At 32.8% G+C, this 13,566-nt stretch carries 12 protein-coding genes; 9 read left to right on the top strand and 3 right to left on the bottom strand.

Going from position 1 to position 13,566, the window contains the following annotated elements; all coding sequences use genetic code 11:
• Positions 1-49: 49 nt before the first annotated feature.
• Positions 50-547, bottom strand: a complete 498-nt coding sequence (locus tag FLAK523_RS12610; RefSeq protein ID WP_248903975.1) for a GNAT family N-acetyltransferase — start codon at positions 545-547, stop codon at positions 50-52.
• Positions 548-577: 30 nt separating this feature from the next.
• The gene (locus FLAK523_RS12605) at positions 578-1,753 is read right to left on the bottom strand and encodes a thioredoxin family protein (protein ID WP_248903973.1); all 1,176 of its coding nucleotides are present in this window, start codon (positions 1,751-1,753) and stop codon (positions 578-580) included.
• 243 nt (positions 1,754-1,996) lie between these two features.
• Between FLAK523_RS12605 and menD the strand changes: the two genes are divergently transcribed.
• Together menD and FLAK523_RS12595 are read left to right on the top strand one after the other, a co-directional pair.
• The gene (gene menD, locus FLAK523_RS12600) at positions 1,997-3,658 is read left to right on the top strand and encodes a 2-succinyl-5-enolpyruvyl-6-hydroxy-3-cyclohexene-1-carboxylic-acid synthase (RefSeq protein ID WP_248903971.1); all 1,662 of its coding nucleotides are present in this window, start codon (positions 1,997-1,999) and stop codon (positions 3,656-3,658) included.
• A 188-nt stretch (positions 3,659-3,846) separates the two neighbouring features.
• Positions 3,847-4,188: a DUF2853 family protein gene (locus tag FLAK523_RS12595; protein WP_248903968.1), complete on the top strand. Its 342-nt coding sequence runs from the start codon at positions 3,847-3,849 to the stop codon at positions 4,186-4,188.
• A gap of 56 nt (positions 4,189-4,244) precedes the next feature.
• Here the strand turns inward: FLAK523_RS12595 and FLAK523_RS12590 are convergent, their stop codons facing one another.
• A complete protein-coding gene (locus FLAK523_RS12590; protein WP_248903965.1) occupies positions 4,245-5,597 on the bottom strand; it encodes a M20/M25/M40 family metallo-hydrolase in 1,353 nt (450 codons plus the stop codon).
• A 407-nt stretch (positions 5,598-6,004) separates the two neighbouring features.
• Here FLAK523_RS12590 and FLAK523_RS12585 point away from each other — a divergent pair, with 407 nt between their 5' ends.
• The 7 genes from FLAK523_RS12585 (at position 6,005) to FLAK523_RS12555 (ending at position 13,543) form a co-directional block, all read left to right on the top strand.
• Positions 6,005-6,859, top strand: coding sequence for a S1 RNA-binding domain-containing protein (locus FLAK523_RS12585; RefSeq protein WP_248903963.1), 855 nt, complete (start codon positions 6,005-6,007; stop codon positions 6,857-6,859).
• A gap of 626 nt (positions 6,860-7,485) precedes the next feature.
• A complete protein-coding gene (locus FLAK523_RS12580) occupies positions 7,486-8,316 on the top strand; it encodes a 1,4-dihydroxy-2-naphthoyl-CoA synthase (protein ID WP_248903961.1) in 831 nt (276 codons plus the stop codon).
• A 150-nt stretch (positions 8,317-8,466) separates the two neighbouring features.
• Entirely contained in the window at positions 8,467-8,988 is a 522-nt protein-coding gene (locus tag FLAK523_RS12575; protein ID WP_248903960.1) for a PH domain-containing protein, read from the top strand.
• Complete coding sequence (locus tag FLAK523_RS12570) at positions 8,988-10,508, top strand: PH domain-containing protein (protein ID WP_248903958.1); 1,521 nt, start codon at positions 8,988-8,990, stop codon at positions 10,506-10,508. Before FLAK523_RS12575 ends, FLAK523_RS12570 begins: the two co-directional genes overlap by 1 nt.
• A gap of 41 nt (positions 10,509-10,549) precedes the next feature.
• Positions 10,550-11,512 (top strand): 1,4-dihydroxy-2-naphthoate octaprenyltransferase, encoded by a 963-nt coding sequence (menA, locus tag FLAK523_RS12565; protein ID WP_248903956.1) that lies wholly within the window; start codon positions 10,550-10,552, stop codon positions 11,510-11,512.
• An 11-nt stretch (positions 11,513-11,523) separates the two neighbouring features.
• Positions 11,524-12,201, top strand: coding sequence for a metal-dependent hydrolase (locus FLAK523_RS12560; protein ID WP_248903955.1), 678 nt, complete (start codon positions 11,524-11,526; stop codon positions 12,199-12,201).
• A 139-nt stretch (positions 12,202-12,340) separates the two neighbouring features.
• A complete protein-coding gene (locus FLAK523_RS12555) occupies positions 12,341-13,543 on the top strand; it encodes a M48 family metallopeptidase (protein ID WP_248903953.1) in 1,203 nt (400 codons plus the stop codon).
• Positions 13,544-13,566: the final 23 nt, after the last annotated feature.

The raw sequence follows: 13,566 nt of genomic DNA, 5'->3' as shown, positions 1-13,566 counted from the left end.
TAATTAGGAGAATTCGGGTTTTTATTTATAAATGGATAAGCTAGAAATCTTATTTTAAAAGCAATTGTACAAATACAGAATTCAACCAACGATCAAACTTATACCCTGATTCTTTTATTGTTCCTACTACTTCAAAACCTTGTTTTTGGTGGAAAGAAATACTCCCTTCATTTTCTGAATCAATAACGCCTATCATAGTGTGATAGCCAGTTTCTTTAGCTATTTTTATAAGTTCAGTCAATAGTAATTTACCAGCTCCAATACCTTTAAATTCTTCGGCAACATATACTGAATGTTCTACTGTAAAGCGATACGCTTCTTTATGCCGAAATGATCCAAATGTGGCAAAACCAATTGGTGCATTTTCATATTCAGCTACAATTACGGGTAAGTTTAGTTTTTGTTTATCAGCAAACCATAATTTTTGAGCTTCAAAATCTCGTGGTTCATAATCATAGATAGAGGTGCTGTGAAGAATCTGGTGATTGGTGATTTCTAATATGGTATCCAAATCAGAAAAAACGGCTGGTCTTATTTTAGTTTCCATAAAATTTAATTTGTTTTGTAAAATTAGCTTTTATTTTATACCTAGTTCAATAAATAATTGATTTATCTCTTTTAAATCCCAATTCATACTGACACAAATGTCTTTTGACTTTCGTGCATATTTTATTGCTGAATTTTTATCGTTGATTTTTAGATAAAGTTTAGAAATTAGAATGTTTCCGTCATAAGTATCTTTCAATTCTAATGATCTTTTAGCCCATTTCACGGCTTCTTTCAAGCTATTAGGAGCAATAATGTGTTTCAAATAATTCTGTGCTACTGCCTTTAAAAGTGTTGGGTTATCCCAAATATACTTTTCAACTGATTCGATTGTCGCATTTTTATAAGCAGACCAATTTTCAGTTCTTTCAGCTATCAACATATCATAAGAAAAAATTAAGGAATCAATTTTTTGTATTTGAATCGTTTTAGCTATTTGGCGTTGTTTATTATAGCTTATTGTATCTAGATTTTCAGTATATGGTTTGAGTAATTCAGTAACAATATTGGTGATTTTTCGTTCGACACGTATCGGAGATGTGATGGCTTCAAATTCTTTTTGATGCTGCAAAACAAATTGAAATTCTCTTGATTTAATATCCGTAACACCATTAGAAATAACTCTCCAATTGATCTCACTAATTAATTGATCTTCTGTTTGAGTAGCCAGATATTGATGTGCCGTTTTTGACAATTCCTCCCTTTCTTTTCCTTTTTTCAATGTAGTCATAAATTCTAAACATTTATTGGCATTGCTAGGATCCAATAAAAATTCTTTTTCTAAATAGGGCAATCCTTTCTTAGGATCTAAAGCATTTTTTATTTCCAAAATAAAATTGGTTAGATTATATTCTCCTTTTAAACTATACAAAACTGTTTCGTTTGAATCCAAGAATAAAAAGGCAGGTAAGGATTTAGTGTTGAACTTGTTTTTCAACATAATTCCTTCGCTTTTTTCAACATCTTGCCAAGTACAGATGTAGTTTTTATTGAGTAAGTCAATAACCAAAGGATTTGTGAATACTTCTTTTTTCATTTTAGTACAATGCGGGCACCAATTAGCATATAACATAATGAAAATAGGTTTCTGTTCTGCTTTCGATTGTTTTAGAACAGATTGGTAATCACTTTCTTCAAATTTTAAATTGGTTTGTGCAATTCCATTTTGAGTAAAGATGAATATCAGTAAGAGAAATAGGAAACGCATATTTTAATTTTTAATGTTAGTCTAAATTTATTTTTTCGAAAAAAAGAAACACAAATATATTCTCTTTCTGTGAATTAGGCTTTATTATTGGGTTATTATAAGTACAAAGATGCTTAATTTTATTAAAACAGGATTACGGAAAAAACAAGTGACAAGAGGAAAGAAGAAAAAAGAGCCAAATGTAGGAATGATGTAGTTTTTACTTTTCAACTTAGTATATTTGTAACACAGAAATTTTATACAATGATCTACCCCAAAATACCTTTAGCGCAAAGCATAATCCAAATTTGTTTGGCCAAAGGAATAAAAAACATAGTGATATCTCCAGGTTCAAGAAACGCCCCTTTGACTATCGGCTTTGTCAATAATCCCGAATTTAAATGTTACAGTATTGCTGATGAGCGTTGTGCTGCATTTTTTGCTTTGGGTATTGCCCAGCAAATCAAGAAACCTGTGGCGGTAATTTGTACATCAGGATCGGCTTTATTGAATTATTATCCTGCAGTTGCCGAAGCTTTTTACAGCCAGATTCCTTTAGTTGTGATTTCTGCTGATAGACCATTGGACAAAATAGATATTGGCGACGGCCAAACCATTCGACAAGAAAATGTATTTGCCAATCATTCTTTATATAATGCCAATTTAAACGAAAAAGCTTCATTAGAAAATGACTTGAAAATAAATGAAGCAATTAATACGGCTTTCGCCAAAAAAGGACCAGTTCATATCAACGCCCCTTTTGAAGAACCATTATATCAAACCACTTCGGAACTTGATGTTGAAGTAACTATAACTGAACTTTCATCTGATAATGATAACATTTCCTCAGTAGATATTGCAGCTTTTTCAAAATTATGGAATATTGCCAAAAAGAAATTAATCTTAGTGGGAGTCAATGATTGTGATGAAATTGACACACAAGTAATTGATTCATTAGCCAAAGATGATTCGGTTGTTGTGATGACTGAAGTGACTTCTAATTTGCATCACCCTAGTTTTCTGAATAATATTGACACGATTATTACCCCTTTCACAAAGAGTGATTTTGAAGATTTTAAACCTGAAATACTGATAACCTTCGGGGGAATGATAGTTTCCAAAAGGATAAAAGCTTTTTTGAGAGATTATCAGCCAAAGTTTCATTGGCATATAGATCCTTTACGTGCGTATGACACTTTTTGTTGTTTGACTAATCATATTGAACTTAAACCAAATGCTTTTTTTAATGAATTATTGGCTGGAGCCAAAGAAATAGAAAGTACTTATAATGCTAATATTCAGGAGACAGTAACGCTACGTAAAGCTAAACACCTTGAATACCTGACTCAAATTCCTTTTTCGGACTTTAAAGTTTTTGAAAAAGTGATTCCTTCACTGCCTAAAGAATGTATGTTGCATTTAAGCAACAGCTCTACCATTAGGTATGCACAATTATTTAATATAGATCCTGCGATTGAGGTGTTCTGTAATAGAGGTACTAGCGGAATTGACGGCAGCACTTCAACAGCTATAGGAGCAGCAATAAATACTAAAAGGCCAGCTGTTCTCATTACAGGAGATATTAGCTTTCTATACGACAGTAATGCATTATGGAATGAGTATATTCCCAAGAACTTCAAGATTATTTTGATAAATAATGGAGGTGGAGGTATTTTTAGAATTTTACCAGGACATCAAGAAACCGAAGTCTTTAATACGTTTTTTGAAACATCACATTGTCTAACTGCAGAACAATTAGCCAAAATGTATCGATTTAAGTACTTTACAGCTTCTGACGAATTGAGTTTGGATAAAAGTTTGACTGATTTATATTCTGAGAATAACAGTCCTTGTATTTTAGAGATTTTCACGCCAACACTTGAAAACAATGGTGTTTTATTGCAGTATTTTAAGGAGTTAGTATAAATAATATTTAGGGAAAAGAGGTTTTGGATTTTTTTGCATTTGTGTTTTTAAATTCTTTTTCGAATAAATAAAAAGTAATATTTATAAGATGTTTTTTATAAATTTTTTGAGAATCAGGCTTAGAATAATAAATATTTGTTTAAATTTGAGAGTATAACGAATTAGTAATCAACTATTAAATTTTATTTATGAGCAAGAGAGACGAATTAATTGTAAAGTATGCGGCAGATTTAAAAGAAAAATGCAGCGTAACTCCAAATATGGATTTATTGACAAAAGTAACTATTGGTTGTGGTCCTTCCATATATAATGCGGATTCCTCTACTGTAGCAGGAAGTCAGCAATCAGAATTAGATACTGTGAAGAATAATTTTCTTATCAAGAAGCTAGGACTAGTTGACGGAGCAAATTTAGATGCAGGTATTGATGCAGTAATGGAAAAATACGGGCGTTCTAACAAAAATAAATATAGAGCGGTAATTTATTATTTATTAGCTGTTCACTTCAAGAAAGAAAGTGTTTACAACTAAACAATGATTAAAGATATTGAAAAGCGCCTTTTGGGCGCTTTTTTTGTGGATAAATATTATCTTAAGGGAACAGGGAAAATAGGTAAACTAGAATGACCTAATTCATCTATAGATTGTACTGCAAAGAAAAAATTGTCTTTTGAATAAGGTATTTCAGCCTTTTCACCAGTTACAAATACGCTTTTTCCCCAATGTGGTGAAGCTGTTTCTCTGATTAAAATTTTATAACCAAATACCTTTTTTCCTGATGGTGCTTTCCATACTAAAGTGGAAGAGTTAGTAAGTTCTTTGACTTCAATCCCAACATTTAAAGGGGCCTTAGGTGACCAAGCTAAATTACTAAAAGTGGCTAGATTTGAACAAGTGATTTTTCTAAGGTATTCAAAATCCATAAATTCCGGAAGATCTCCAAATTTAATATTGTTTTCAGTTCTTAAATCTTGATGTTGATGATCGTAGTTTTCATTCATTTCACAAAAACGGATAGCAGTAAATCCATTTTGGCTAAAAGGAGTATGGTCGCCACCACGTAAAAAACGATCATTTCGATATACTAAATTAATATCAAGTTGATCTACATAGTCATTTGTAGTTGTTTTAATATATCGTGCAAGTTGTCTCGACGGGCTATCATTATCTCTATTAGTGGATTTACGCATTTTACCTTCGTCTTCGGTTTCTAGATAAGGTATAGTTTCGCTAAAAACTCTAACTTGTGTATTGTCTCTAATTTGCGTACCACTTGACAAACTGTTTCCTATCATATCATTGTTTATCATTGCTATGATATTCCAATTTTCTTTTTTGGCTAATTCAGCCAAATGTCTAGCGCCATATAAACCTTGTTCTTCTCCGGTTACAGCAACAAAAATCAATGTAAAAGGAAATTCTCTTTTACTCATAATCTTTGCCAGTTCCATCATAGCAGCTACTCCTGAACCATCGTCATTTGCACCTGGTGCATCTGATTTAGAATCCATAACATCAGTTACTCTAGAGTCTAAATGTCCGCTTATGATAAGAACTCTGTCATCTGTAGGGTCAGTTCCTTTAAGAGTCGCCATAACGTTTCCTAATTGACTGTCAACCGCAATTCTTCTCCCATCGGCTTTGATAGTGAAATAATCAATTTTTGAGGTTAATCGACCATTAGATTCTAATGCATATCTATCAAATTCAGATTTTACCCAAGTTTGCGCGGCACCTATTCCTCGAGTTTTGCTTTTAGTATCACTTAAAGTATGTCGAGTACCAAAAGACACTAGCTTTTTAACCGTTGCTTCAAGGCTTTCCGCTTTAACCTCAGTAAGCATTTTTTTTATTTCTGGATCTTTTGAAATGTTTTGTGCGGAAACAATATGTGTAAAAAAGAGAAAAGTAAAGAAGATATTTAAAAGATTTGGTTTCATATGGTTATAGTTTTTTCCAAATTTAAGGATTAAATAATATTTAATAGAAATTAATTTTTCGACTTATTTATTTAACAAACAACTAAAGGTTAAATATTAACGGGGACAAATTCCCCTCTTGAGAGGGTTAGGGGTGTGTTATTGTTTAAAACGCAAATATTTCATCTTGTTAATGCTATTCTAAAGTATTCACAGTCATTAAAAACTATAATAAAGATTGAGTTTATTAGATTTAATATTGGTTTTTAAGTAAGTAACTCGATTAGTTTTAATTGTTTTCTAGTGGGTTAACATTCTATTAGGTAAATAAATTTCACATTGTTTAAAAGGAATATTCTTTTATAAAATCATTTTTCGTTATGCTATTTTCAAACTTCGTACCTTTGCGGCTTAGAAAATAGAATAAAATGATTGAAATAGGAAAATACAATACGCTTACCATATTACGTGATACCAAAGTTGGTTTGTTTTTAGGGAACCCTGAACAGGACCCTGAAGGAATTCACGATATACTTTTACCCAATAAATATGTTCCAAATGAATTTGAAATAGGCGAGGAGCTTATTGTTTTCGTTTATTTGGATCACGAAGAAAGACCTGTTGCTACAACTTTGGAGCCTTATATATTATTGAACGAATTTGCACTTCTACGTGTAAATTACACGAATCAAGTAGGTGCATTTATGGATTGGGGAATGGAAAAAGACATTCTGGTACCTTTCAAGGAGCAAGCACGTCCTATGGAAAAAGGAAAACGTTACTTGGTTTACCTTTATATGGATGAAAAAACCAATCGTTTGGTTGCTTCCAGTAAAACCAACCAATTCCTTAAAAATGACGAGCTTACAGTCGAAAAAGGAGAAGAAGTAGAGTTGATTGTTTCTCATATTACCGAGTTAGGGATTAACGTTATCATCAATGAGCGTCATAAAGGTTTGTTGTATAAGGATGAGGTTTATGATGATGCAATTCGTACCGGTGATCGTTTGCGTGGATATATTAAAACGATACGTCCTGATAATAAAATTGATGTTGCATTGCAAATTCAAGGCTATGAAAGCATTGAGCCAAATGCTGATATCATTCTTGACGAACTACGTGCAAGTCGTGGTTTTTTAAGGTTGAATGATAAAAGCCATCCTGAAGACATAAAAACAGTTTTGAAGATGAGTAAGAAAACTTTCAAGAAGGCAATTGGGGCATTGTATAAAGACAAGCTGATTGAGATAAAAGAAGATGGAATTTACCTCGTTAAGGAATAAATAAAAAAAGAAAGACTAATCGTGATGATTAGTCTTTCTCTTTTTTAGCTTGTTTCGAATGATCGATAGACAAAGCTAAAATAATAATTCAGTGCAAAAATCTACTTGAAATCTAGACTAGAATTATAATAAAAACCGTTTGGTTTCTTTTTATTTTATAAAGATAGTTTTTCCAAAATTCAACTACTTTGTATTTTATACTTTTGCAGTAATATGGATTCTCAAATCTTACGTATTAACCGTAGGTGTTACTATTAGTCTTTTTACTATTCCAGTAAATAGCACTCTCTTTTTCTCACTTATTTTGTATTTATTATTTAAAACCACAAAATAATAAGAGACGAATTTTTCAATTTTACTCAATTATATTCTTTTTTTAGGTTAATAAATCAGTGAACTTTAGAATGTTGAATCAAATTCAAAAAGTAATCTATGTATTTGACTAACAGTGACTAAATTAAGTATTATTATAGTTTTGGACTGTTAAATGTTGGTTTTTTTACCGTTTTTTAACACAATAGGTTATTTGTTCAGAGAAGGATTACCTACGCTTCTCTTTGATAGAATAGTAGAAAATGTAAAAAATGATTTATTTTTACATCAAATAATTTAAAAAACAGACTCAGATGGATTGGATAACAGCAAAAGAATATGAAGATATAACCTATAAAAAATGTAATGGTGTAGCAAGAATCGCATTCAATAGACCTGATGTGCGTAATGCTTTCCGTCCTAAAACTACTGCCGAATTATACAATGCATTTTATGATGCACAAGAAGATACTTCGATAGGAGTTGTTTTACTTTCTGCTGAAGGTCCTTCTTCTAAAGATGGAGTGTATTCTTTTTGTAGTGGTGGTGATCAAAATGCTCGTGGCCATCAAGGTTATGTGGGTGAAGACGGTCAACATCGTTTAAATATATTGGAAGTACAACGTTTAATACGTTTTATGCCAAAGGTTGTTATTGCTGTAATTCCAGGATGGGCTGTTGGTGGAGGACATAGTTTACACGTTGTTTGTGATATGTCTTTAGCGAGTAAAGAACATGCTATCTTCAAACAAACTGATGCCGATGTGACTAGCTTTGACGGTGGTTACGGTTCAGCATATTTGGCAAAAATGGTGGGTCAGAAAAAAGCACGTGAAATTTTCTTTTTAGGTCGTAATTATTCAGCTCAAGAGGCTATGGATATGGGAATGGTAAATGCCGTGATTCCCCATGCCGAGCTTGAAGATACTGCTTACGAATGGGCTCAGGAAATATTAGGAAAATCACCTATGGCTATAAAAATGTTGAAATTCGCCATGAATCTTACAGATGACGGTATGGTAGGTCAACAGGTTTTTGCCGGTGAAGCCACTAGATTAGCTTATATGACTGAAGAAGCAAAAGAAGGACGTAATGCTTTTCTAGAAAAGCGTAAGCCTAATTTTGAAAAAAAATGGTTACCATAATTTAGGAATTAGTTTTTAGTATTCAGTGCTCAGTGTTCAGTTATAATTGTGAGCCAAATTGAAATTCGTCAATATAGACGAAGGAGAAATGACATCCGTAATAGTGAGTATTTCGAGTAATTTTAATAGATCAAACCACATATATTTCTAATGGAGAATTTTATAAACGAAACGATTGATGTAACACAGCTTCCTAAATTTGAAGAAGTGCAGTTTTCAAAATTGCATTCTAAATACTTAGGAGTTGTGTGTGTCAATCTGGCTATTTTTATTGGAGTTGTTATAGTTGCTATTGGAGGATTTTTTTATAATAAACCTGAATTATTTTCGAATAAAATATGGTTGATTATCGGTATTGCATCTCCTCTTTTTACTATTTTTTTAATAGTAATGTCCTTTCTATCTTTCAAGAATAAAGGGTATGCTTTTAGAAACCATGATGTGCTTTTTAGATATGGAATAATTGCAACAAATACTATTGTAATTCCGTATAATAGAGTACAGCACGTAGCCTTACACGAAGGAATGGTTTCTCGTTTTTTTAAATTGGCGACTATAGAAATATTTACAGCCGGAGGGAGCTCGAGTGATATAAATATTCCTGGAATACAAAAAGAACAAGCCGAGAATATTAAGCAGTTATTAATGGGTAAAATTCAAAAACAATTATAATGAGTACTGATTTTAGTCAGCCCCAAAGGCAGTCTGTTATTGGGGTTTTAGTGTTGTTTTTTTACACTCTTCAGCAATATGCAAAAGCATTATGGCCCGTTATGGTGGTCTGGCTTTTTAAATTTGATGAGGTTAATAAGTTGTATTTCTTTCTGGGGATCTTTGCTACTTTTGTAATTATTGGAATTGTATCCTTCCTGCAATACCTGAATTTCACCTTTTTATTGGATAATGAAAATGAAGAATTTGTTATATCAGAAGGTGTTTTTAATAAAACGATAACCACTATTCAGCTTAATAAAATCCAACAAGTAAATATCAATCAGTCTTTCCTTCAAAAATTAGTTGGAGTATATGAATTGGCTGTTGATACTGCTGGAAGCAATAAAAAAGAAGGTGCTATCAAGGCTATTTCTCACGAACTGGCACTGGAATTAAAATCTCGATTGTTAGAAAATGAAAAAAGAATAAAAACTTCAACTTTAGAATCAGACACTGAAGATGCAGATTATGGAGTTGTAGACGAAGCTACAGAGTCCTTTGATGTTATTAAAATTAGTTTCTTGAGTTTGCTGAAAATTGGAATTACTTCTAATTATCTAAAAAGCATCTCGTTACTTTTGATTTTTGTCATTACCGTTTCGGATTATTTTAATAAAATCACTGGAAAAGACTTGATTCCAGATGAGAATTTTGAAGATTATGTTGATCAGAATATTATAATACAGACAATTATAGTCATTGCCTTATTTTTACTAGCCCTTGTTTTAATGGTGAATATTGTAAGAGTGGTTTTTCGTTATTTCGATTATAAAATTACCAGACAAAAGGGATCGTTATTGCTTTCTTTTGGGTTGCTAAACACGAAGAACACGATTATTAAGCCTGAAAAAGTCCAAATCACGTCTGTTTCTAGAAATTATTTCCAGAAAAAGATGAATATTTTAGAGCTGAAAATTAAGCAAGCAACTAGTGGATCTGCGGAAGAACAAAAATCGGTAATAGAAATACCCGGTTGTAATGAGCAGGAACGCGATGAGATCTTGAAATTACTCTTTCGTAAATTACCTGAAAAAGGAGTTGTAATGGAACCTAATTTTCGGAAACTTGGTTTTTCGGTTTTTCTAACAATAGGCTTACCTTTGTTTTTAGTGTTTCTCTTTAGGAGTTATATTGAATTACAGGGAATTAGTCTTGGTTTAGGTGTTTTTGTGTATATTGTTTTCGTTGGATTGATACAATTTTTTATTTTTAGAAATAATCGACTGTACGTTAATGATGATTTTATCATAAAGCAAAGCGGTGCCTGGGACATTAAAAATGAAATTATTGAGCCTGGTAAAATTCAGGCGATAACAACATCACAGCTTTTTTGGCATAAAACGGCTGATATTGGTTCGATAACCCTGCATACTGCCGGTGGAAATATTGCTTTTCAGCTTGGGAATTATTCGAAAATAAAAGAATATGTCAACCTTTGGTTGTACGAAATAGAAACATCCGATAGTAATTGGATGTAGAAAAAGAGATTAAAACAAATTAAACATTTTAAAAAAAGAATATGAAACATTGGATTGAAGCCGCACGATTAAGAACATTACCCTTGTCTGTTTCCGGGATTATAGTAGGAAGTATGTATGCCTTGGCAAATCCTACTAATATTGAACTTACACCAACAGATGTTTTTAACTGGAAGATTTTTGGTTTTGCAATGCTTACAACTTTAGGGTTACAAATCTTGTCTAATTTCGCCAATGATTACGGCGATGGTGTGAAAGGAACCGATAATGAGGACAGAGTTGGGCCTAAGCGCGCCATTCAAAGCGGTGTAATTTCACCTGCAGCAATGAAACGCGCTATAATAATTACATCCTTTTTGACTTTGTTATCTTCATTAATGCTGATATATGTGGCTTTTACGGATACTAATTTATATTACTCCTTGTTTTATTTAGTACTGGGAATACTTGCTATAATTTCAGCCATACGATACACGATAGGAAGTAAAGCTTATGGTTACCGTGGTTTTGGCGATGTATTTGTATTTGTGTTTTTCGGATTGGTAAGTACATTGGGCGTAAATTTTTTATATTCAAAACAATTGGATTTAGAACTTTTTTTACCGGCAATGGCGATTGGTTTTCTAAGCGTAGGAGTTCTGAATTTGAACAATATGCGTGATGAAGAATCCGACAAGAAAGTTGGGAAGAACACACTAGTTGTGCAAATTGGCGGAAAAAAGGCAAAATTATACCATTACTTTTTAATCACTTTTGCAATGGCATTAGTGTTAGTCTTTGCGTCATTAAATAGTTTTAAAATTGACCAGTACATCTTTTTATTGGCATACATTCCATTAACAAACCACCTAATTAGAGTTTTCAAAAACAAAGATGCTAAGGCATTAGATCCTGAATTGAAAAAATTAGCCTTAAGTACGTTTGCACTTTCTGTACTTCTTGCTTTAGGAATGATTTTCTTTTTCTCGGATATAATTGTAAATGTTTTTTTAGGAGGTAGATAAAATAAAAAATTATGAAAATTACATTTTACGGACACGCTTGTCTTGGGATTAAAGTAGGCGGAAAGCATTTGATAATTGATCCATTTATTTCTGCTAATTCATTGGCTGAACACATTGATATCAATGCCCTAAAAGCCGATTATATTTTATTGACACACGCCCACGGAGATCATATTCTAGATGTGGAAGCAATTGCACATAGAACTGGCGCGATAATTGTTTCTAACGCTGAAATAGCGGGTCATTATGGGGCCAAAGGATTTCAAGTCCACCCTATGAATCACGGTGGAAGCTGGAATTTTGACTTCGGGAAAGTGAAATTTGTAAACGCAGTGCATTCCAGTTCGTTTCCTGATGGGGCTTACGGAGGGAATCCGGGTGGTTTTGTCATTGAAGGCGAGCATAAAAATATCTATATCGCAGGCGATACTGCTTTGACTATGGATATGAAGTTGATTCCGTTGCGAACAAAACTTGATTTGGCAATTTTACCTATTGGGGATAATTTCACGATGGATGTTGAGGACGCTATAATAGCTTCTGATTTTGTGGATTGCGATAAGATTTTAGGGTATCATTACGATACTTTCGGTTATATCGAAATCGATCATAAGCAAGCAATTCAAAAGTTTTTCGACAAAGGAAAAGACTTAATGTTATTAGAAATAGGGGATTCCATAGAATTATAGTTTTTTGAAGCTATTTACTACGTCAGTTCGCTTCGCTCGGGTCAGCTGTTTGTTACAATCTTTAATGCCGAAAACCGGCACTAAAGGATTTCCACGTCCATCTGGGCTAAGGGATTTAGGTTATTAAGAAATTAAATTTATGAAGAGAATATATTTTCTGCTATTTATTAGCTTTTTTTATCAGTCGGCTTTTTCTCAAAAAGACGGATATTGGGATAAAGAAAGAGCGACTACCAAAGAAATTATTGTTTCAGCAAGGGACCGAATCATTGTTAAAACGGATGATTTCCCTATTGGTACAACCGAGTTAATTTATAGAATCACACTTCTAGATGAGAATCAACAAATGGCAGGTAGCCTGGTTTCAGTGTTAAAAGCTATTCCGGATCCTACAGGAATAACCCAAGGATCAGCTGGGGCGGTTTTTTTATTGTCAAAAATCTCAGGTTCTGATAAAAGTCGCTATGCTGTTTTTTCTTCTAATGAATTAGCGACTGCTTATAAAGAAAATGGAAATAGTGATAAAGCCTGTGTGGTACAAAACACGCCGGTGAGCAAGGATGCCAAAAGACTTTCCTTAGATAAATCAACTTGTTTGCAGTCAAATACTTCAAATCTATGGTTTGGATTCGAAAGTACCAATTGGATTATGAAGCAAAAAATTGTTATTGAAGTGGTGCCGTGGGTTGATACAAAACTAAGTAGAGGATGGACGGTTGAAAACAGAAAATTTATTATCAATCAATGTAAAACATCAGCACTAGCAAGAAAACTGGCTAACTCAGATGATTTTTGCATTTGCCTGGAAGAAAAAATCCAAAAGCAATATAAGTTTCAAGAATTCCAAAAACTGCTTGTTATGGAACAAACAAAAGCATATAAGGATTTTGGAAACAGCTGTATTGACGAAACAGGCGTTTCTAAAGGTGTTTTAGAGGATTATCGTACACTAGCGTCAAATTTTACAAAAAAGGGTGATTACGGCAGTGCTATCACTCAATATACAAGAATTATCAATGAAGGAAAGGTAAATATTTTCGATTATAATGCCATTGGTTATAATTATATCTTAACTAAACAGTATGGCAAGGCAATTAAATTCCTAAAAGATGGCGAGAAGCTGGACGATACGGAGTTATTAATAAAATTGAATTTGGCGCACGCCTATTTAATGAATGATGAATTCAGAAACGCTAAATTGATATATAAGGAATACCAATCCCAAAATGTCAATGACAGCCTGAGTTGGACTCAAAAGATCAAACAAGATTTTGCCATTTTTCAAAAAGCTGGCTTGCCTTCGGGAGATTTTGACCGAGTCTTGAAGTTGTTAGGGAAGTAGTTAGCTTAGTTTTTAACATATAA

This window comes from Flavobacterium sp. K5-23 (assembly GCF_023278045.1).
Taxonomy (GTDB): domain Bacteria; phylum Bacteroidota; class Bacteroidia; order Flavobacteriales; family Flavobacteriaceae; genus Flavobacterium.
Note: the sequence above shows the minus strand (reverse complement) of the source record. Positions and strands in the feature narration are given on the sequence as shown.

Bases quoted from the DNA above. Each gene is read 5' to 3' on its own strand.
- FLAK523_RS12610 (WP_248903975.1), bottom strand. From the start codon at position 547: ATGGAAACTAAAATAAGACCAGCCGTTTTTTCTGATTTGGATACCATA.
- FLAK523_RS12605 (WP_248903973.1), bottom strand. From the start codon at position 1,753: ATGCGTTTCCTATTTCTCTTACTGATATTCATCTTTACTCAAAATGGA.
- menD (WP_248903971.1), top strand. From the start codon at position 1,997: ATGATCTACCCCAAAATACCTTTAGCGCAAAGCATAATCCAAATTTGT.
- FLAK523_RS12595 (WP_248903968.1), top strand. From the start codon at position 3,847: ATGAGCAAGAGAGACGAATTAATTGTAAAGTATGCGGCAGATTTAAAA.
- FLAK523_RS12590 (WP_248903965.1), bottom strand. From the start codon at position 5,597: ATGAAACCAAATCTTTTAAATATCTTCTTTACTTTTCTCTTTTTTACA.
- FLAK523_RS12585 (WP_248903963.1), top strand. From the start codon at position 6,005: ATGATTGAAATAGGAAAATACAATACGCTTACCATATTACGTGATACC.
- FLAK523_RS12580 (WP_248903961.1), top strand. From the start codon at position 7,486: ATGGATTGGATAACAGCAAAAGAATATGAAGATATAACCTATAAAAAA.
- FLAK523_RS12575 (WP_248903960.1), top strand. From the start codon at position 8,467: ATGGAGAATTTTATAAACGAAACGATTGATGTAACACAGCTTCCTAAA.
- FLAK523_RS12570 (WP_248903958.1), top strand. From the start codon at position 8,988: ATGAGTACTGATTTTAGTCAGCCCCAAAGGCAGTCTGTTATTGGGGTT.
- menA (WP_248903956.1), top strand. From the start codon at position 10,550: ATGAAACATTGGATTGAAGCCGCACGATTAAGAACATTACCCTTGTCT.
- FLAK523_RS12560 (WP_248903955.1), top strand. From the start codon at position 11,524: ATGAAAATTACATTTTACGGACACGCTTGTCTTGGGATTAAAGTAGGC.
- FLAK523_RS12555 (WP_248903953.1), top strand. From the start codon at position 12,341: ATGAAGAGAATATATTTTCTGCTATTTATTAGCTTTTTTTATCAGTCG.